The organism is Psychrobacter jeotgali (genome assembly GCF_904846315.1).
Lineage (GTDB): Bacteria > Pseudomonadota > Gammaproteobacteria > Pseudomonadales > Moraxellaceae > Psychrobacter > Psychrobacter jeotgali.
The window spans coordinates 2,273,753-2,293,827 of the sequence record NZ_CAJHAF010000001.1 but is presented as its reverse complement, the minus strand read 5'-3'; the positions used below and the strand labels follow the sequence as shown (position 1 = coordinate 2,293,827).

16 protein-coding genes are annotated in these 20,075 nt (G+C 45.3%); 13 read left to right on the top strand and 3 right to left on the bottom strand.

Annotation, left to right across the window (positions count from 1 at the left end; genetic code table 11):
- The first annotated feature begins 103 nt into the window (after nt 1-103).
- The 13 genes from JMX18_RS09450 to JMX18_RS09390 all read left to right on the top strand — a co-directional run bounded on the left by JMX18_RS09450 (nt 104) and on the right by JMX18_RS09390 (nt 15,611).
- A complete protein-coding gene (locus JMX18_RS09450; protein ID WP_201587189.1) occupies nt 104-1,432 on the top strand; it encodes an efflux RND transporter periplasmic adaptor subunit in 1,329 nt (442 codons plus the stop codon).
- Nucleotides 1,429-4,536, top strand: a complete 3,108-nt coding sequence (locus JMX18_RS09445) for an efflux RND transporter permease subunit (RefSeq protein ID WP_201587187.1) — start codon at nt 1,429-1,431, stop codon at nt 4,534-4,536. The genes JMX18_RS09450 and JMX18_RS09445 overlap by 4 nt, the downstream gene beginning before the upstream one ends.
- A 44-nt stretch (nt 4,537-4,580) precedes the next feature.
- Entirely contained in the window at nt 4,581-5,210 is a 630-nt protein-coding gene (locus JMX18_RS09440; RefSeq protein ID WP_201587185.1) for a YceI family protein, read from the top strand.
- A 254-nt stretch (nt 5,211-5,464) separates the two neighbouring features.
- Nucleotides 5,465-6,070 (top strand): TetR/AcrR family transcriptional regulator, encoded by a 606-nt coding sequence (locus tag JMX18_RS09435; RefSeq protein WP_201587183.1) that lies wholly within the window; start codon nt 5,465-5,467, stop codon nt 6,068-6,070.
- Complete coding sequence (locus JMX18_RS09430) at nt 6,070-7,221, top strand: efflux RND transporter periplasmic adaptor subunit (protein WP_201587181.1); 1,152 nt, start codon at nt 6,070-6,072, stop codon at nt 7,219-7,221. Before JMX18_RS09435 ends, JMX18_RS09430 begins: the two co-directional genes overlap by 1 nt.
- Complete coding sequence (locus JMX18_RS09425) at nt 7,218-8,420, top strand: ABC transporter permease (protein ID WP_201587179.1); 1,203 nt, start codon at nt 7,218-7,220, stop codon at nt 8,418-8,420. Before JMX18_RS09430 ends, JMX18_RS09425 begins: the two co-directional genes overlap by 4 nt.
- A 4-nt stretch (nt 8,421-8,424) precedes the next feature.
- Nucleotides 8,425-9,138: an ABC transporter ATP-binding protein gene (locus tag JMX18_RS09420; protein ID WP_201587178.1), complete on the top strand. Its 714-nt coding sequence runs from the start codon at nt 8,425-8,427 to the stop codon at nt 9,136-9,138.
- A 229-nt stretch (nt 9,139-9,367) separates the two neighbouring features.
- Nucleotides 9,368-10,390 carry a DUF1852 domain-containing protein gene (locus JMX18_RS09415; RefSeq protein WP_201587177.1) on the top strand — a complete coding sequence of 341 codons (1,023 nt, stop codon included), beginning with the start codon at nt 9,368-9,370 and terminating at the stop codon, nt 10,388-10,390.
- A 51-nt stretch (nt 10,391-10,441) separates the two neighbouring features.
- Entirely contained in the window at nt 10,442-11,470 is a 1,029-nt protein-coding gene (locus tag JMX18_RS09410) for a methionine synthase (RefSeq protein WP_201587176.1), read from the top strand.
- A gap of 253 nt (nt 11,471-11,723) precedes the next feature.
- Entirely contained in the window at nt 11,724-12,227 is a 504-nt protein-coding gene (locus tag JMX18_RS09405) for a flavin reductase (protein ID WP_201588309.1), read from the top strand.
- Nucleotides 12,228-12,356: 129 nt separating this feature from the next.
- Nucleotides 12,357-13,214, top strand: a complete 858-nt coding sequence (locus JMX18_RS09400; RefSeq protein ID WP_201587169.1) for a sulfite exporter TauE/SafE family protein — start codon at nt 12,357-12,359, stop codon at nt 13,212-13,214.
- Between the two features lie 316 nt (nt 13,215-13,530).
- Nucleotides 13,531-14,145, top strand: coding sequence for a TetR/AcrR family transcriptional regulator (locus JMX18_RS09395; RefSeq protein ID WP_201587167.1), 615 nt, complete (start codon nt 13,531-13,533; stop codon nt 14,143-14,145).
- Nucleotides 14,146-14,180: 35 nt separating this feature from the next.
- The gene (locus JMX18_RS09390) at nt 14,181-15,611 is read left to right on the top strand and encodes an MDR family MFS transporter (protein ID WP_201587165.1); all 1,431 of its coding nucleotides are present in this window, start codon (nt 14,181-14,183) and stop codon (nt 15,609-15,611) included.
- Between the two features lie 332 nt (nt 15,612-15,943).
- On the opposite strand, the gene JMX18_RS09385 is transcribed toward JMX18_RS09390, so the two are convergent.
- From JMX18_RS09385 to glmS, 3 genes are all read right to left on the bottom strand, one after another.
- A complete protein-coding gene (locus JMX18_RS09385; RefSeq protein ID WP_201587163.1) occupies nt 15,944-16,579 on the bottom strand; it encodes a LysE family translocator in 636 nt (211 codons plus the stop codon).
- A gap of 390 nt (nt 16,580-16,969) precedes the next feature.
- On the bottom strand, nt 16,970-17,965 hold the full coding sequence (locus tag JMX18_RS09380; protein WP_201587161.1) for a diaminopimelate dehydrogenase: 996 nt from the start codon (nt 17,963-17,965) through the stop codon (nt 16,970-16,972).
- 187 nt (nt 17,966-18,152) lie between these two features.
- The gene (gene glmS / locus JMX18_RS09375; RefSeq protein WP_201587159.1) at nt 18,153-19,997 is read right to left on the bottom strand and encodes a glutamine--fructose-6-phosphate transaminase (isomerizing); all 1,845 of its coding nucleotides are present in this window, start codon (nt 19,995-19,997) and stop codon (nt 18,153-18,155) included.
- Nucleotides 19,998-20,075 lie beyond the last annotated feature (78 nt).

The following is a 20,075-nucleotide window of genomic DNA, read 5'->3' as shown; positions in this document are numbered from 1 at the left end:
ATGCCGATTTATCGTGACGCTAGCCTGTTTTTTTGCAAATTATATATCGTTAACTATATCTATATACCATTCTTACAATTGCCTGTATTGACAGAGAGTTATCATGAGCGATGTTGAAGACAACAATCGGCCAGTTGAATCTGAGCTGCCACCATACCGTCAAACTGATGCGGTTGATGCATCGGCATATAAGCCAGCCTCTAAAATGCCGCCATGGCTAATACCGGTATTGATAGCGGTGCTGGTCGTTGGGGTACTGCTCGGTAGATATTGGGGCAGTGATGCTAACGATGACCCTATGGACAGTCAAAATTTCGCTACCAGTGAAGCTCAGAGCCGTGTGGGTGCTGATGGTATCACTACCGAACAAGCCGTATTATCGGTCGAAACCGTGCTGCCCAGTCAAGATAATATTGGCAATACTTTAAGCGCAGATGGCACCATTAGTGCCAAAGATATCGCTAATGTCAGTCCAAAGGTCAATGGGGTTGCCATTGAGCAGGTGTTAGTAGAAGAAGGGGCGAGGGTCAAGGCGGGTCAAGTATTAGCGATATTTGATACCGATGCTATGGAGCAGCAAGTGGTGCAAGCCCAAGCCGATGTAGCCGAAGCTGAAGCAACGCTTGCTAATGCCAGTGCGGATGCCGCACGGGTGCTACCGCTACTTGATATTGATGCTATTAGTAAACAAGAAGCAGATAGATACCGAACCTCAGAGATTCGTGCTGAAACCGCTCTCCAAGCAGCTAAAGCACGTTTGAGCAATCAACAATTAACCCTTAATAATGCTAAAGTTGTCGCTCCGGTCAGTGGTATTATTAGTGATAAGATGGCTGAAGTAGGCATGGTATCTGGTGGAGAGCCTCTATTTACCATTATCAAAAATGGCATTTTGGAGTGGCGGGCGGATATTGATCCCAAGCTGGTAGGGGAGATTAATATCGGTACGCCAGTTAGAGTGAGCTTGCCACAAGAGCGCTTCGTTATGGGTGAGGTACGCCGTATTGCCCCGACAGCGGATAATAATCGGCAGATTACTATTTATGCTAGTTTGGCTGCTGATTCGGGTGCACGAGCGGGTATGTATCGGACGGGTGAATTCTTACTGGGTAGTGAAAACCTACAAACCGTACCTAATAGCGCTATCGTCAGTAACGATGGCTATGATTATGTGATGCTGGTCACCAATATTAATAGCCGAGATGGTCAAACTATGGGTCGCATCTTGCAGCAACGGGTGACGTTAGGCGAGCGCATCGGCGATAGTGTCGCAGTGCTAGAGCCGTTACCAGCAGACAGTCGCTTAGTAAAACAAGGCGGTAGTTTTTTAAATGATGGCGACTTGGTACGGGTGGTTGATACTGCTAATAACGTAGCTGGCAAAGTAACTGATAAGGTAGCTAACAATCCAACTGTGCAGGCTACTTCATGAATCTGAACGTCTCTACTTATTCGATCAAAAACCCTTTAGTCGCCATTTTGCTATTTGTATTGCTCACTTTGGGCGGTATCTATGGCTTTATGCAAATGAAGGTGCAGCAGTTTCCGGACATCGATTTGCCTGCGGTAGTGGTCACGGTTACGCTGCCGGGAGCGGCACCCTCACAGCTTGAAAATGATGTCGCCAAAAAGATTGAAAATAGGCTGACCAGTATAGAAGGTATCAAGCATATACGCACGACCTTACAAACGGGCGCCGCCACTATGGTGACTGAATTTGTCCTAGAAAAGGACATTCAAGAGGCGGTTGACGATGTGCGCTCAGCGGTTGGGGAGGTTCGTGGCGACCTACCTGCTGCGGCCAACGATCCTATTATTACTAAGGTGTCAACCGCAGGTTTTCCAGTAGTAACTTACTCCGTCAGCGCGGACAATATGAGCGTTGAAGATCTATCATGGTTCGTTGATGACACCATTACCAAGCGCTTATCCGATATTCAAGGGGTAGGCTCAATCAGCCGTATCGGTGGCCTTGAACGTGAAATTATCGTTGCTGCTGACCCCATTTTATTAAGTGGTTTGCAGCTCTCTATTGTGCAGTTATCACAGCAGCTCGCCGGTATTCAGCAAGATACTTCAGGTGGTGAAGCTGAAGTTGGTAATACTACCCAAACTATTCGAGTATTGGGTGCAGTAGAGCGTGCCCGTGAGCTTAATGACTTGCAGATCGCGGTGCCTACAGGTGGCACCCAAGCACTTGGACGGATGGCGCAAGTGACGGATGGCGCTGCGGATCCCACTTCTATGGCTAAGCTAGATGGGAAACCGGTTGTCGCCTTTAATATCACGCGCTCACGCGGCGCTAGTGAAGTTGAGGTGATGGAGCGCACGGATGCCGCCTTGGCACAATTAAGTGCCGATATGGGTAATATCACTATCGAAAAAGCCTATGATCGAGCGACGCCGATAGCGGAGGATTATAAAGCATCGCTACGCATGTTGATTGAAGGCGGTATTTTGGCAGTTATCGTGGTGTTTTTATTCCTACGAAACATTCGCGCTACTATCGTTGCGGCCGTGGCCCTACCTTTATCGGTGATACCGACATTCTTAGGAATGTATTTATTCGGTTTTAGTCTTAATATCATTTCTTTATTGGCTTTATCGTTGGTCATCGGGGTGCTGGTTGATGATGCTATCGTTGAGGTTGAAAATATCATTCGCCACCTACGCATGGGTAAAACCCCTTATGAAGCAGCGATGGAGGCGGCAGAAGAGATCGGGCTAGCCGTGGTTGCGACGACCTTTACCTTGATAGCGGTATTTTTACCAACAGCATTTATGGGCGGTATCGTTGGCCAGTTCTTCCGCCAATTTGGCTGGACGGCAGCGATGTCGATTTTTGTCTCGCTAATGGTAGCCCGTTTGGTCACGCCTATGATGGCCGCCTATGTGCTGCGTCCAGAGAAGCGGCAAGTTGAAAAGCAAAGCGCGCTGATGACTTGGTATCTAAAAATAGTGTCGTGGACGCTGCATCATCGCTGGATAACTATAGGCGCTACTATCGTTTTATTTGTGGCATCGCTTGGACTGGTCAAGTTTTTGCCAACCTCATTTATCCCTGATAATGATATCGATCAAACCCGAGTAGGTATCGAGCTGACGCCAGAGGTTGAGCTACAAGAAACTGAGCGTATAGCGGCGCTGGCACGCCAGCGTATATTAGACTTGCCAGGCGTCACCCATGTGTTTACCGCCGTAGGTGAAGCACAAGAGGCCATGGGACCTAACTCAGGTAGTAATAGTGGGGCGGAGAATATTGCCAGTCTGGATATTGTCCTTGCTCCGCGCGCCGAGCGCCACTCCAAAAAAGAGATTGAGCAAAAAATCAGTGCGCTGTTGTCTGAAGTCCCTAGCGCTCGCTTTACCGTAGGGTTATCTAGTGGCGGTGAGACCGGCTATAGCTTTTCATTGACCAGTACCAATCCGCAAGTACTTGAGCAGACCGTGCAACAAGTGATGGCCGATATTCGAAGTCTATCCATCGCAGGTTCGGTTACCAGTGATCGCAGCTTACCCCGTCAAGAATTGACCGTGACTCCTGACCGTCTGGCGATGGCGGATAAAGGCGTGACGACCCAAGATGTTGCCGACACCCTACGAATAGCGACAGTCGGTGATTACGAGCAGCGTTTATCAAAGCTCAATCTTGATACCCGCCAAGTTCCCATCGTGGTAAGAGTACCTGATGTCGCTAAACAAAACGTCAATCAATTAGAAGGCTTATATGTGCCTAGCGCGCGTCCAGCAGGACAAGGGGTGCGTGTGGGCGAAGTGGCAGAGCTGAATTTTGCTACTGGTCCTGCGCAGATTAATCGATTGGACCGTGAGCGCTCAATCACCATTACCGTGCAGCCTGCCGAAGGCGAGCTTGGCGAGCTGGTTCAAGCGGTCAAAGCGGTGCCTAGCATGCAGCAGCTACCGACTTCTATTACCCTGATTGAACAAGGACAAGCGGAGAATATGGCCGAGCTGTTTAGCGGCTTTGTCATTGCGATGTCGGTTGGTATTATCTGTATTTTAGGCGTTCTTATTCTATTATTTGGTCGTATATTACAGCCCTTTACCATTCTTATGGCGCTGCCATTATCGATAGGTGGGGCGTTTGTTGGGCTAGTCATTACGAACAGTAGCTTGTCGATGCCGTCGATGATTGGCTTTATTATGCTGATGGGAATTGCCACCAAGAACTCTATTTTGCTGGTGGATTATGCCTTGATTGCGCAGCGCCGCGGACTGGTGCGTTTTGAAGCTATTTTGGATGCTTGTCGTAAACGTGCCCGTCCGATTATTATGACCACTATTGCGATGGGTGCTGGCATGTTGCCGCTGGTCTTTGGTTGGGGGGAGGCGGATCCCACCTTTAGACGTCCGATGGCCGCGGCGGTATTGGGCGGGCTGGTAACCTCTACTTTATTGAGCTTGGTAGTGATTCCGGTGGTTTATACTTTTATGGATGATGTATCAGGGTGGTTTGCCAAATGGCTCATTCCGCACGGTAAAGATAACGCTAGCCCGGCTGCTGAAAAACCTTAAGCTTTTAATATAGCCGAAAATAATCACTACAAAGGATTGTCACTATGAGCATTTTTTCATTTAACCCTCTGGCGTCAAGTTATCGCCAATCTATAGCAGCGTTGTTGTTATTAATGATTGCGGGTATCGGTAGCGGTGTTGGTAGTAGTCAGGCTGCTACTTATCATCTTGATCCTACTCATACCAATGTGCGCTTTGCTATCGATCACTTTAATACCTCAACTAACACCGGTGGTTTTTATAATTTAACGGGGCAACTGGAGTATGATCCCAGCGCTAATGTGGGCAATATCTCATTGCTCATTCCTGTCAATAGTTTGAATACTGGCAATAAAGCTTTTGATATCACTCTAAAAGGCGCTGATTTCTTTGATACTGAAAAGTATCCGCTGGCTTATTTTAAATCTACCAAATGGCATTTCGCCAATAAGAAAGCAGGGGCGGCTGTCACCAAGGTTGAAGGGGATCTGACCTTACGTGGTATCACCAATCCGGTAGTATTAACCGCCACCAAGTTCAACTGTTACTTTAACTTATTACTCAAAAAGCCAGTATGCGGCGGCGATTTTACGACCACCATTGATAGAAGTCAGTGGAATCTTGATAAATATACTTTATTAGGCATTACCGAAAAGGTTGATCTAGATATTCAGATTGAGGCGGCGAAGCAGTAGATTTTATTGAGATTTATTTAAATATTGAAAAGGCCAAGACTTAATTGATTAAGTCTTGGCCTTTTTATTATTACAGGTATCCAACTCTATATAGAAGCTTATCTGTTAAGCTGCATTTGCTAATTATTAAAATCGTAAAGTGCTATTTTTCAAAGTATTGCACTTAGCAGTGAACCGAGTTTTGACTTATTTCTTGCATTCCTTTTATTTAATAACTAAGATAGTAATCAATTACTATCTTTATAGGAGTGCTTATGAATCCCCATCCAAAACATCTACCCGCCGATGAACGTCGAGCCGTAACGGTAGAGTCCGTCGTAGAGTTAGCTGGTACGCAAAATCCCAGTAAGATCACGACGGCGGCCATCGCAAAACACATGAATCTGACTCAAGGGGCACTGTTTCGTCACTTCCCAAACAAAGAGTCTATTTGGCAGGCGGTTATGGAATGGGTGACAGAGCGGCTTCTAGCGAAAATAGATCGCTCTACAAAAGGAATCGAATCACCTTTGGCAGCCATGGAGGCGATGTTTATGAGTCATATCGAGTTTGTGGCTGAGCATCCAGGTGTGCCTAGAATGATTTTTGGGGAGCTTCAGCGTACCGAAGAAACCCCCGCTAAGCTTATGGTACAGACTTTGATTAAGCGCTATAGCGAACGTTTACATCGCCTAATCGATAAAGGTAAGGCCAGCGGTGAGCTGTCGTCCTCTCTTGATAGTGAGGCCGCGGCAGTATTGTTCATAGGGACAATCCAAGGTTTGGTAATGCAATCGCTACTGCTGGGTGATGTGGCACACATGCAGCGTGATGCGCCGCGGGTCTTTGCGATCTATCAGCGCGGTATAAGGAGTAGTTAATGAAAAAGTTGCCCTTGCAAGGACGCACTTTGGCACTGCTCGCTGTCATCGTTCCATTACTGGCTCTCTTCGTCTACGTCGGTCTCAGATCAGGACCGCTAGCTCCAGTTTCAGTGACAGTAGAAACTGTAAAGTCAAGAGCTATTACTCCCTCCTTATTCGGTATCGGCACGGTGGAGGCACGCTACACTTACAAGATTGGTCCTACATTCGCTGGACGCATTAAAAACTTGGATGTCCATGTAGGTGATTACGTCAAAGCTGGACAAGTACTTGGCGAGATGGAACCAGTTGATCTAGATGAGCGGATTCGTTCTCAGGAGTCTGTATTAAAACGGGCGCAGGCGGCATTAGTCGAAGCAGAAGCTCGGAAAGTCTTTGCAGAACAACAACTGCAACGCTATGCGCAGCTACTTGACGTGCAAGCGGTCAGTGAAGAAAGCATCACCGTAAAACGACAGGACTTACAAGTTGCTGATGCGGCTTTATCCGTTGCCAAGGCTGATATTGCCCGAGCACGCTCCGACGGCGAAGGACTGATAGTACAAAAAAGCAATTTACGCTTGATCGCACCCGTTGATGGGGTCGTCGCTGTGCGGGATGCTGATCCCGGCACGACTGTGGTCGCAGGACAGGCCGTGGTGGAAGTGATTGACCCCCAAAGCTTATGGGTAAATGTGCGCTTCGATCAGATCAATGCATCGGGACTGGCTGCTGATCTACCGGCTCGTATCGCCCTGCGATCACGTAGCAGAGAAGTTTTGGAGGGGCACGTGCTGCGTGTAGAGCTCAAGGCTGACGAAGTCACTGAAGAGATGCTCGCCAAGGTGACATTCGATAATCAACCAGAACCTCTACCTTCATTAGGTGAATTGGCTGAAGTCACGGTTGAGTTGCCTGCGCTTCCAGCTATGCCGTTAATTCCTAACGCTGCCGTTCAACGTCAAGAGGGCAAGGTCGGTGTTTGGCGAATCACAGATGGTGATCTGAGCTTCGTCCCTGTTACACTCGGTACTGCCGATCTTGATGGCTATGTGCAAGTCCAGGAAGGGCTTAATGATGGCGATCAAATCGTAATCTATAGCCAAAAAGAGCTAAAAGCGGGCAGTCGTATTAAAGTGGTCGATCAAATCTCAGGAGTGTCGCCATGATAAGCCTAGCAGGCCGCGATATTCTGCATGCTTGGGGGAAATTTGTCTTCACCGGCGTTGGTCTAGGTTTGCTGATTGGTGTCACCCTCGTCATGGCTGGCGTGTATCGTGGCATGGTAGATGATGGTAAGGCCTTACTAGATAATAGTGGCGCTGATCTCTGGGTGGTACAAAAAGATACGCTGGGCCCTTATGCAGAATCGTCTAGTCTCAATGATGATGTGTATCGTTCGATCCTTAGTATGCCGGGTGTCGCTCAGGCAGCGAATGTGACTTATTTAACCACGCAGGTGCACAAGGGTAATAGCGATGTACGAGCTATGGTGGTTGGCATTGCGCCAAGCGCTTCAGGAGCTACACCTGGATGGCCGCCTTATCTCGTCGCTGGACGCCAAGTTACCCGTGGTCATTACGAAGCAGTAGCCGATATCGCAACTGGCTTTAAACAGGGAGATTCTCTATCGATTCGACGCAATAATTATACTGTTGTGGGGCTAACACGGCGCATGGTGTCGTCTAGTGGTGATCCGATGGTATTCATTCCGCTCAAGGACGCCCAAGAGGCTCAGTTCCTCAAAAATAACGACGCTATTTGGCAAAGTCGGCGGCGTACCGAGGCCAACCCAGCCTTCAATCGTCCTGGTGTACCAGGCTTGTTAGATGCTGTCATTGCCTCACAGAGCACCAACGCCTCCGTCAATGCCGTGCTAGTCACTCTGAAACCCGGCTATGCGCAGAATGAAGTGGCTGAGTCAATCCAGCGCTGGAAGCGGCTGACAGTCTACACTCGAGCACAAATGGAAGAAATTCTGGTTGGCAAGTTAATTGCCACTTCGGCGAAGCAAATAGGTATGTTTCTCGTCATTCTAGCTATCGTTAGCGCAGCGATTGTAGCCTTTATTATCTACTCGTTGACGATGGACAAAATCCGTGAGATTGCGGTATTAAAGCTCATCGGTACTCGCAACCGCACGATTGCAGCGATGATTATGCAGCAGGCACTGGCTTTAGGCGTAATTGGCTTTGTAGTCGGTAAAATCACCGCTACTTTTGCAGCGCCGCTGTTTCCCAAATATGTACTACTTACCCCCATGGACTCTGTGCTCGGGTTTTTTTCTGTGCTCGTAATTTGTGTGCTGGCCAGTATTATCGCCATTCGTATGGCACTCAAGGTCGATCCGGCCGAAGCGATAGGATGATCTAATGACTAAAACAGGAATACACATCGAAGGCCTAAGCAAACGCTTTGGCAAAGGTGATACGGCTGTCTATGCATTAAAAGACGTAAACATGCAGGTTGCACCAGGTGAAGTTGTCGGCTTGATCGGACCCTCTGGTTCAGGTAAAAGCACGCTGCTTAAGTGCCTTGGTGCGGTGATTGACCCGAGCGCTGGACGGATGACTCTAGGTGATGAAGTGATCTACGACGATGGTTGGAAAGTTCGTGATCTGCGCGCCTTGCGCCGCGATAAAATTGGTTTTATTTTCCAATCGCCGTATCTGATTCCGTTTCTTGATGTTACCGATAATGTGGCTTTGCTACCCATGCTTGCCGGCGTTTCAAATACTGCCGCACGAGCAAGAGCGTTAGAGTTGCTCACGGCTCTTGATGTGCACCACCGTGCTCACGCTATGCCTGCACAGCTCTCAGGTGGCGAGCAACAACGGGTTGCCATTGCCCGCGGATTGGTTAATCGACCACCGGTAATCTTGGCGGATGAACCCACAGCAGCTCTAGATGGCGAGCGCGCTATGACAGTCATTCGCATTATCAATGAGATGGCTCAGCAGTTCGAGACCGCCATCATCGTCGTTACTCATGATGAAAAAATTCTTCCTACTTTCAAGCGCATCTACCACATTCGCGACGGTGTAACCCATGAGGAAGTTGGTGAAGGGAGGGGATTTGATAGATAACATAGATAGATTGATCACTGATCTTTAGTCTTTTCTATCAAGTTTAGTATTTAACTTTTTACTCAAAACCTCCACTTTCCCCTTTTTTTTCACACCATAAACTTCAAATAGTGAATTTTATTCATCTTATATTTAAATAGTATCATTTTTATTCATGTCAGAGTTTAGGTATGATTTATCCCATACAGAACTTTGGTTTTATATTGGATATTAAAGGTAGCGGATTATCATGAGTAAATCATTTACATATTCCATCGCAAGTATTCGTTTTGATGAGAACTATCAGCCTGCTAACAGCACGCGTCTAACGACGAATTTTGCCAATTTGGCGCGTGGCGAGCGTCGTCAAGAGAACTTACGCAAGACGTTGACCATGATAAACAACCGTTTTAACGCTCTAGCGCATTGGGATAACCCGACAGCGGACCGTTATTCTGTTGAGGTTGATATTATTTCAGCAGACTTGGATATCGAAGGCAATGGCGATACTTTCCCGGTCATCGAGACCTTAAAAACAACGATTATCGACCATAAAGAGAACACTCGTATTGACGGTATGATTGGCAATAGCTTTTCGTCTTATGTGCGTGATTATGATTTTAGTGTGGTACTGCCAGATCATTTTGCAAACCATCCAGAATCCACACCACCAAAGGAGTTTGGTGAGCTGCACGGTAAATTGTTTCAGCATTTATTAAAATCAGAGGCTTACCAAGCTCAATTTGATAAACAGCCAGTGATTTGCCTGAGTGTCTCTACTAGTAAAACTTATCAACGTACTGGCAATCAGCATCCGGTTTTAGGGGTGGAATATAAACAAGATGAGTACTCTTTAACCGATGATTATTTCCATAAAATGGGCTTAACCGTGCGCTACTTTATGCCTACAGGTAGCGTGGCACCCTTGGCGTTTTACTTTGCTGGGGATTTGCTCGGCGACTATAGCGATTTGGAGCTGATCAGTGCCATTGCTACGATGGAGACTTTTCAAAAGATCTACCGTCCTGAGATTTACAATGCTAATTCAAGAGCGGGTGCGGTATATCAACCTAGTTTGAAGTACCAAGATTATTCACTGACGCAAATTGTGTACGATCGCGCAGAGCGTAGCCAAATGGCAGTGACCCAAGGTAAGTTTACTGAAGATGAGTTCATTAAGCCTTACCAAGACATTCTTGAAGAGTGGGCGGCAAAATTTGTGGTAGACAAAAGTGCTGCGGAGAAACGTGCTGATGATAAACAAGCGGCTTAGCAGATCTGATAACTCAAAATATCAAAACCGAAATATAGAAGATAAATTAATATGAAACTACTATTACCAACCTCCACAGCGGGCAGCTTACCCAAACCGTCTTGGCTGGCAGAACCTGAGAAAATTTGGTCCCCTTGGGCATTAGAAGGGGAGCAATTAATTGAAGCCAAACAAGATGCTTTGCGTTTAACTTTACAAGAGCAAAGGCAGGCAGGTATTGATATCGTCAGCGACGGTGAGCAAACCCGCCAGCATTTTGTGACCACCTTTATTGAACATCTCGATGGCGTGGATTTTGAGAATCGTAAAACTGTTAAAATTCGTGACCGCTATGAGGCCAGTGTGCCATCAGTGGTGGGTAGCGTAAGCCGTCCAAAATCTGTGTTTGTTGACGATGCAAAGTTTTTGCGAGCGCAAACCGATCAGCCTATCAAATGGGCACTGCCGGGGCCGATGACCATGATTGATACCTTATATGATGGGCATTATAAAAGCCGTGAAAAATTGGCTTGGGAATTTGCTAAGATTCTTAATCAAGAAGCCAAAGAGTTGGAAGCAGCTGGGGTGGATATTATCCAATTCGATGAGCCTGCCTTTAACGTGTTCTTTGATGATGTCAATAACTGGGGTATCGCCACCTTAGAGCGTGCTATCGAAGGCTTAAAGTGTGAAACGGCGGTGCATATTTGCTACGGCTATGGTATCAAAGCCAATAATGATTGGAAAAAGACACTCGGCTCAGAGTGGCGTCAATATGAGCAAGCGTTTCCTAAGTTGCAGCAGTCCAATATCGATATTGTCTCGCTTGAGTGTCAAAACTCGCATGTACCGATGGATTTAATAGAACTCATTCGTGGTAAAAAAGTGATGGTCGGTGCCATTGATGTGGCAACTAATAATATTGAGAGTCCTGAACAGGTGGCTGATACATTACGCAAAGCGCTGCAATTTGTCGATGCTGATAAGCTTTATCCTTCGACCAACTGCGGTATGGCGCCTTTGTCACGGCAAGTGGCACGCGGTAAACTTGCAGCGTTAAGTGCGGGTGCAGCCATTGTGCGTAAAGAGCTGACGAGTTAGTTTCCTTTGATGCTTCGAATATTATCTTTTGAATAGAAACTTAATCTTAAATAAAACTCAATCTACAAAATCTTGTTTATACTTATAAATGACCTCAGGTATAAAGATACTTATAGTTATACTTATTGTAGGTAATTATTGCAGGCTGGACACTTAACCCAGCAGGGTAACTTTATATAGAAGCAGGATAAAAATCTGGCCTACAACTAAGCGCTGTTTTAAAATAAGCTATGATAAATTTAGGATTTGAATGATGATTGAAGCAATCGATTTTAGAAATGCCATGTCTTTGCTCGCAACGGCGGTCAATATTATCACCACCAAAGGTGTGTCTGGCGTTCATGGGTTTACCGCCTCTGCGGTATGTAGCGTCACCGACACCCCGCCAACCTTGCTGGTCTGTATGAATCAGGCGGCGCGCTCACACGACTATTTTATACAAAATAAAATTTTGAGCGTCAATGTGTTGGGCGCCCAACATGAAGCCATATCTAATGCTTTTGCGTCTAAACTAAATTCGGAAGAACGCTTTGAATATGGCTCTTGGACTGAGCTAGCAACTGGTGCGCCGATTTTGGAAGAGGCGCTGGTTAGTTTTGATTGTGAGATTGAGGATATTCAACAAGTGGGTACCCATAGTGTGTTTATGTGCCGGGTGGTCGCCATCAAGCACGCTGAACCACAAGATGCGACGGATGAAGGTTTGATTTATTTTAATCGAAATTATCATCAAGTGGGTCAAGTAGAGATAGTTTAAGTCAGCGTTTAATTTAATTATTTAGAATCTGTTTAATATAACCGCCTTTAATAATGATCTAACCAAAGCACCAGCCTACAAGACTTTTAATAAGTTGAGAGTAGCATTTAACTGAGAAGTAAATAGCCCGTGGAATTAATCACTTTTTTAATAATAGGCGCTCTAGCAGGATTTGCTGCAGGGCTATTTGGCGTAGGCGGTGGCACCATTATCGTGCCGCTGTTATTTATCGTCTTTACCCAAATGGGCTACAGCCCTGACAATATCATGCATCTGGCGCTAGGGACGTCGCTAGCAACCATTATTGTGACCTCTATCAGTTCACTGATGGCGCACAATAAAAAAGGTGCGGTCATGTGGCCAGTGTTTAAAAATCTAGCACCGGGTCTAGCTATTGGCTGCTTTTTGGGTGCAGGGATTGCAGGACAAATCTCTGGGCTATATCTTCAGCTCATTGTTGGGGTGTTTTTGCTGTGGGTCGCTTATAGGATGTTTGCCAAAGCCAAAAAACCAATAACTACCAATGCTGCTAGTGGCACTAATACTAATACTGATAATGACACTGACAGCCCTCACGCCCATGCTGCACTACCAGCAAAGTCCAAGCAGTTAGCAGCAGGCGGCGTTATTGGCGTCGCCTCAGCCATTTTCGGTATCGGCGGTGGTAGCTTAACCGTGCCTTATCTCACCCGTTATAATGTGGTCATGCAAAAAGCGGTGGGCACCTCAGCGGCATGTGGTCTGCCGATTGCCATTGCTGGGGCGTTAGGGTATATGGTATTTGGAACACAGGCGCAAATTGATGTGCCTAATACCATCGGTTTTGTGCACATTTATGCCTTTTTGGGCATTAGCATCATGAGCTTTTTTACTGCCAAAGTAGGGGCAAAAGTCGCGCACATGCTCTCACCGTCACTGCTAAAAAAATGCTTCTCGGTGTTGTTATTCGTAGTCGGGTTTTATTTTCTTTATAAGGGATTATTTTGAGATTATTATCATATCGATTTCCAGATTCAAAAAGTGATATTTGATTAATGATGTGACCAAGTCCTACTAAGCCCATCTAGCCATTCTTGCTTTAAATAAAAAAACACTCAACTTGATTGGGTGTTTTTTTATTGCCGTCAAAGACTCGATGAGTCAGTTACAAAGCATGTTAAAGCACACTATCAACCTTTTTAGTCATCTCAATGAATACGAAATTCATTTTTAGCCTATCTTTATGGTATTGACAGATGAGAAGGGGATCACTATCATAGCCAACTAATAGACCAGTTGTTATAATTTTAAAAGGGTTATAGTAATGAATGACAAGTTAAAGCCAAAAGAGGTACTCATTGAGACTGCATCACGTCTGTTTAAGGTACGTGGTTATTGCGGTGTGGGCCTAAATGACATCATTGAAGAAAGCGGTATCCCTAAAGGATCGCTGTATCACTATTTCCCAGAGGGCAAAGAACAATTAGCGATTGCTGCGATTAATAATACCAAAACACTGGTTATGGCTGATATTAAGCGAGTTTTTGATAGTACTTCTAAGCTAGGTGCTGGCAGTTTAATACAGGCCTTGCAAGCTTATGTGTACGAATTAGCCAAAATGTTTGGCGCAGGCGGTGATCCGATTGGCTCGCCAATTGGCACCATTGCTGGGGAAAAGCATTCTACCAGTGAGCCGATTCGATCGGCCTGTGAAGCTACTTTTAAGGATTGGCAAGCTGTTTATGCAGAGAGGTTTCTTACAGCAGGCTATCCCCAAGAGCAAGCCACCAGTTTAGCTACCGTTTTTCATGCACTTACTGAAGGCGGTATTTTGTTAGCTTTAACGATGAAAAGTGGAAAACCACTTGAAGCCATAGCAGAACAGATTCCTTCATTATTTACTGAAAAAATTGATAAAAACAATCATACAACCTATTAAAAAAAGCAAATCAGCTAATAAAAAAGAGAGTTTTAATGTCTACCCTTACCATGGAACAAAGCCAAACTGCTATAAAACCAATTCCCATTCTAATCTCCTTTTTAATAGCAGGATTCGCCGGGTTATTCAGTGAGACGGCCTTAAATATGGCGCTTGGCAATTTAATGCTTGAATTTGGCGTCGTTTCTTCCACAGTACAATGGATAACCACCGGTTACCTGCTAACCATGGGGATACTGATCCCGGTGTCGGCCCTATTGATACAATGGTTTAGTACGCGGCAGTTATTTGTGGCCTCCTTGCTGTTTTCAATTGCTGGAGCGATAGTCTCTGGTATGGCACCAGTTTTTAATGTCTTACTCCTAGGCCGAGTTATTCAGGCGATCGGTACTGGTTTGTTGATCCCTCTAATGTTTAACACCGTATTAGTCATTTTCCCTATTCATAAAAGAGGGACCATTATGGGGCTAATCGGGCTGGTTATGATGTCAGCACCGGCTATTGGACCGGCCACGGCGGGGTTAATTATTGAAGTATTGAGCTGGAATTGGATTCTTTGGCTGCTCATTCCATTTTTGGCTTTTTCATTAGTATATGGACTGCTGTTTATGCAGAATGTTACGGAGCTGACCAAACCTAAAATAGATTGGCTATCAATATTTTTATCAACACTTGGCTTTGGCGGTATTGTCTATGGCTTTAGTATTGCAGGACACAAAGGCTGGGGCAGTCCGCTGGTCATTGGTACGCTAATTATTGGGCTAGTGTCTCTTCTAGTATTTTCGTCAAGACAGTTCAAACTTGATAAGCCTATGTTAGATCTGCGTACTTTAAAATATCCGGTGTTTACCTTAGCTTTGTTAAGTGTCTCTGCGACCTTTATGATTATTTTATCTAGCATGATTCTACTGCCCTTATATCTACAAATTGGACTGGGGCTAACAGCACTTACGGCCGGTCTGATATTGATGCCAGGGGGCGCACTAAATGGCATTCTATCGCCAGTAGCAGGACGTGTTTATGATAAGTATGGGGCTAAGTGGCTCTTTACGCCGGGCTTTATCATAATGATTATCATGCTGTGGATGCTATCGAATGTCACTACGGAGACCTCTATTCTCATGGCTATCCTGTTGCATTCAGGTCTGATGATCGGGGTGACATTCGTTATGATGCCGATGCAAACTCATGGTTTGAATGCCCTACCCAAAAACCTGTATCCAGACGGCACCGCTTTGATAAATACTTTATTGCAAGTCTCTGGCTCCATCGGAACGGCGCTGGCGATTACGATAATGTCTACGTCGCAAAATAACTTTTTGAAGACGGTTGCTGATCCATCTAACCCTTCTATGGTAAGCACTTCATTGACTGCTGGCGTGCAAACAGCGTTTATTTTAGGTATTGTATTAGCGATTAGTGGACTGGTTATGTCGTTTTTTATAAAGACATCGAGTGAGCAATAAAAGTAAGCAGACTAAAATAACAGCAGAAAACTTCCACTCTTTATTAAGGGTGGAGGTTTTTCCAGCTGACTTTTTATAGGCTTGATCGTTTCAGTTCTTATCCTAAGCTTAGTCGCCTTTAATTCATTTTTGATGGAGATCACTGGCTTAGTCGTCTAATATAAGTGGTTCCATTATAGCAGTCTGTTTTAAGTAGTCTGTTAATAGGTTTTGAGGGTAAAATAACTGGTTCCGGTGGGGTATGCCCTAATTTCGCGTTGAAGATACTAGCTTAAAATCGCAGGTATTAAGTTCAGTCATTGTCTATAATTTGCTCAAAGAGTATCACGATCTTATCTGCTAGTGCTTACTGCTAGCTTAATCCCTAGAGCAACAAAAACAGTGCCGATAACTCTGTCTAGCAACACACTTACACGCTTACTGCTTCTTATTTTTTTTGTTAGCTTAAATGCAAGTAATACGTAAGTTACCTCAACGACGACAGCAACAGCAACTACCAACAAACCTAAATAAAGTAGCTGTATTGGAACTGTTCCATGACCATCACGAATAAATTGAGGTAAAAATGCCATAAAAAATATAGCTACTTTGGGGTTCAATATATCAATAAGCACTCCTTGTTTAAAAGCTTTCCACGCAGACTCTTTGTGCTTGTCTGCTGGAGTTATATTTAAACTAGTACCAGCTGAACGGAAAGATTTATATGCAAGATATAGTAAATAACCAACACCGATATACTTAACTATAGAAAATGCAAGTGCGGATGACACTAGAATTGCTGACAACCCAAGTGACGCCAATCCAACATGAAAAAGAGCTCCAGTACAAACTCCGAGCGCAGATGCTACCCCAACCCTTTTCCCATTTGCTATTGTCTTAGTTAGAATGTAAAGAAGATCTGGACCAGGTGCAATATTCAACGCTAATGCAGTAGAAAAAAATAACAACCAAAAACTTAAATCTGACACAAAAATTCTCCGTTCTGATAAAGGTAAAAGACTAGAATAGCTTCGTTAAGCAGAAATTTTCTGTAACTCCATTACGAGCAACAGCGCTTATGGTAAATAAAAATAAAAATCCAAAAGCTTACTGCATGTACACTACGAAGTACACTGTAACTATTTCAGCAAGTTAAAACCTTGATGCTATTAGCCTACAGCCCAAGTTTCGAGTCCTCACTAGGGTACCATACACTAATTTTAGCTAAAAAATCACTGACACAAGTGGTTATCAGACCTTATCTCCAAAACTTAAAGGTCAGCTTTACAGAAACTAGAACAGCAATACCAAAAACTAAACCAAAAAAAAGCACCAAGCTCTTAAAACTCAGTGCTTTTATTTTATCTCAAAACTAGCATTTACAGCAGCTCTTTACGCAACTGCGCAGGCGATTTAGGCGACAATAAACCTGGGGCGACATCAAGCACGGTTTTGGCACCAGTCTCTCCTGCTAAGTTCATTTTATAGGCGGCGCGGGCGTAAGCCACAAGCACGCTGGCGGTAAACTCAGGATTACTACCAAGCTTTAATGAAAACTCCATTACTTGATCATTCTGCTCATTATCAATGCCGCTGACGCCGCTGCGAATGACAAAACCACCGTGTGGCATTTTGCTGTGTTCAGACTTAAGCGTTTGCTCATCAATAAAATGCACCGTGGTGTCGTAGTCAGCAAAGTAATCTGGCATGGTCACAATGGCGTTGCGTACCGTATCGGCATCAGCGCCATCATCTAAGACCACATAACATTCGCGGACGTGCTTCTCACGAGTGCTGAGCGTGGGCTGCTCGCCATTGCGTACGCGCGTCATAGCAGATTCTGAGGGAATAGTGTATTGCACGCCTGCCTTAACCCCGTCTACACGGCGCACAGCATCTGAATGTCCTTGGCTTAATCCTTTGCCCCAAAAGGAGTAAGTTTCGCCGACGGGCAAAATAGCTTCGCCGTATAAACGGTTGATAGAGAATAAACCGGGATCCCAACCTACTGATAACATAGCGACTTTGCCCGCCTTTTTAGCTGGGGCATCGAGCGCCGCAAAATATTCAGGAATCTTAGCATGCGTATCGAAGCTATCAACGATATTAAAGAGACTGGCAAGAGCAGGGCCTTGCTCTGGCAAATCAGTTCTAGAGCCGCCACATAATATCAACACATCTATCTCATCTTGATACTGTTCGATATCGTCCATGGCGTACACCGGCACGCTTTGGTCAATCAAGGTAACAGATGCAGGATCTCGGCGACTGAATACGCCTATTAACTGCATGTCTGGGCTTTGTTGGATAGCGGCCTCGGCACCGCGGCCAAGATTGCCGTAACCGGCGATGGCAACTTTAATTACTGCTGTCATTATAATTAGCCTTAAGTTGTATTGGTATTGCGGACAGTTACGGCAAATCTGATACGTACCAAATCAAGCCTATTTTGCAATAATACTTGTAGTAAACTGCCCTATAATAAATGAATCATCTGCAAAAGTAGCAGTTATTTTAGGTGATTATTAATACAAGTAAAAGCTGTCACCTAAAAATTAAAACCTATTCGACCGTCACTGATTTTGCGAGGTTCCGTGGCTGATCGACATCGGTGCCGCGCATGACTGCCACATGGTACGATAACAGTTGTACGGGCACGCTATAGACGATAGGTGCTAATATCTCGCAGACTTCAGGAACGTATACTATATGCATGCGCTCCTCAGCGACCATTTTACTTTCTTCACTAGCAAACACAAATAGCTCACCGTGACGGGCGTGCACCTCTTGCATATTGGCTTTAAGCTTATCGAACATGCTGTCTTTTGGTGCCAAAACCACAATAGGCATATCTTTATCGACTAGCGCTAATGGGCCGTGTTTTAGCTCGCCCGCCGCGTAGCCTTCAGCATGGATATAGGAGATCTCTTTGAGCTTGAGCGCCCCTTCAAGAGCGATTGGGAACTGTAGTCCCCGACCTAAGAATAGGCAACTCCTTTTCTCTTCAAAATGCTCACTCATCTTTTTGATAGAGGCATCAAGATGTAGGCTGGCATAGAGCTGACCCGGCAGCTTATGAAGCTCACCTAGTAAAGTGGTTAGGCGCTGCTCATCGATACGATCTTGAGTAACCCCGATCTTGAGTACCAGCAGCATTAAGGCTGCAAGCTGAGTGGTAAAGGCTTTGGTAGAAGCCACGCCAATCTCAGGGCCGGCGTGAGTCGGTAAAAAGATATCCGTTTCACGCACCAGTGATGACGTTGGGACGTTACATAATGCCAAGCTCACCAAGCCTGTTGGCTTTTGCTTTTGAGTATCACGTAATGCCGATAGCGTATCTGCAGTTTCACCCGACTGCGAAATACAAATGATAAGTGAGTTATCAACCACAACGGGGTTACGATAACGGAACTCGCTGGCAATCTCAACCGAGCAGGGCAGGCGAGTTAGGTTTTCGAACCAATACTTGGCCACCATGCCAGCGTGATAACTGGTACCACAAGCAAGTACCTGAATATGGCGAATACCAGCCAGCTGAGCCTCGTTACATTGTAAAAAATCCTTGCGCAGACTTGATGTATTACTGCTATCTATTGCCATCTCAAGGGTACGAGCGACGGCATCTGGCTGCTCATAAATTTCTTTAAGCATATAATGCTTGAACTCGCCTTTATCAGCATTATGCTGCGAGGCGTCTATCTCGTTAACTGAGCGCTTAACTTCGATCCCATCAGCGTAAACTTGAATGCTATCACGGGTAATTCTAGCGATATCACCTTCTTCTAGGTACATAAAACGGTTGGTTACCGGTAGTAGCGCTAGCTGATCTGAGGCGATAAAGTTCTCACCGATACCGACACCGATTACTAGGGGTGAGCCTAGGCGTACGGTAATCAGCTCATCTGGACTATCGACATGGACAATACCAAGGGCAAAGGCACCCTGTAATAAAGGCGTAACGGTGCGAACGGCTTCCATCAGATCCGGGGTTTGTTTATAAGCGTCATGGATTAAATGAGCGACCACCTCGGTATCAGTTTGCGAGGTAAATTCATAGCCTTTAGCCAGCAAGTCCTCTTTAAGCTCAGCGTAATTCTCAACGATACCGTTATGAACTACCGCAATTTTGCCAGAGACATGCGGATGGGCGTTACGCTGAGCAGGCTCGCCATGAGTCGCCCAGCGGGTATGAGCGATACCAATATGACCATTAAAAAACTCTGGGTTAACTTCTACGGCATCCACCAAAGCTTGCACTTTGCCCACTTGACGCTCACGATGGAGCTCGCCATCACGAATGACGGTCAGGCCGGCAGAATCATAGCCTCGATATTCAAGACGCTTTAACCCTTCAAGTAAAATATTGGCAATATTACGCTCAGCAACTGCGCCTACGATTCCACACATAGCTATTCCTTATAATAAAGTGTACTGTTGATAATAAAAAGAGAGTGTTGATTAAGGTCGGTTGATAAATAATAGTAA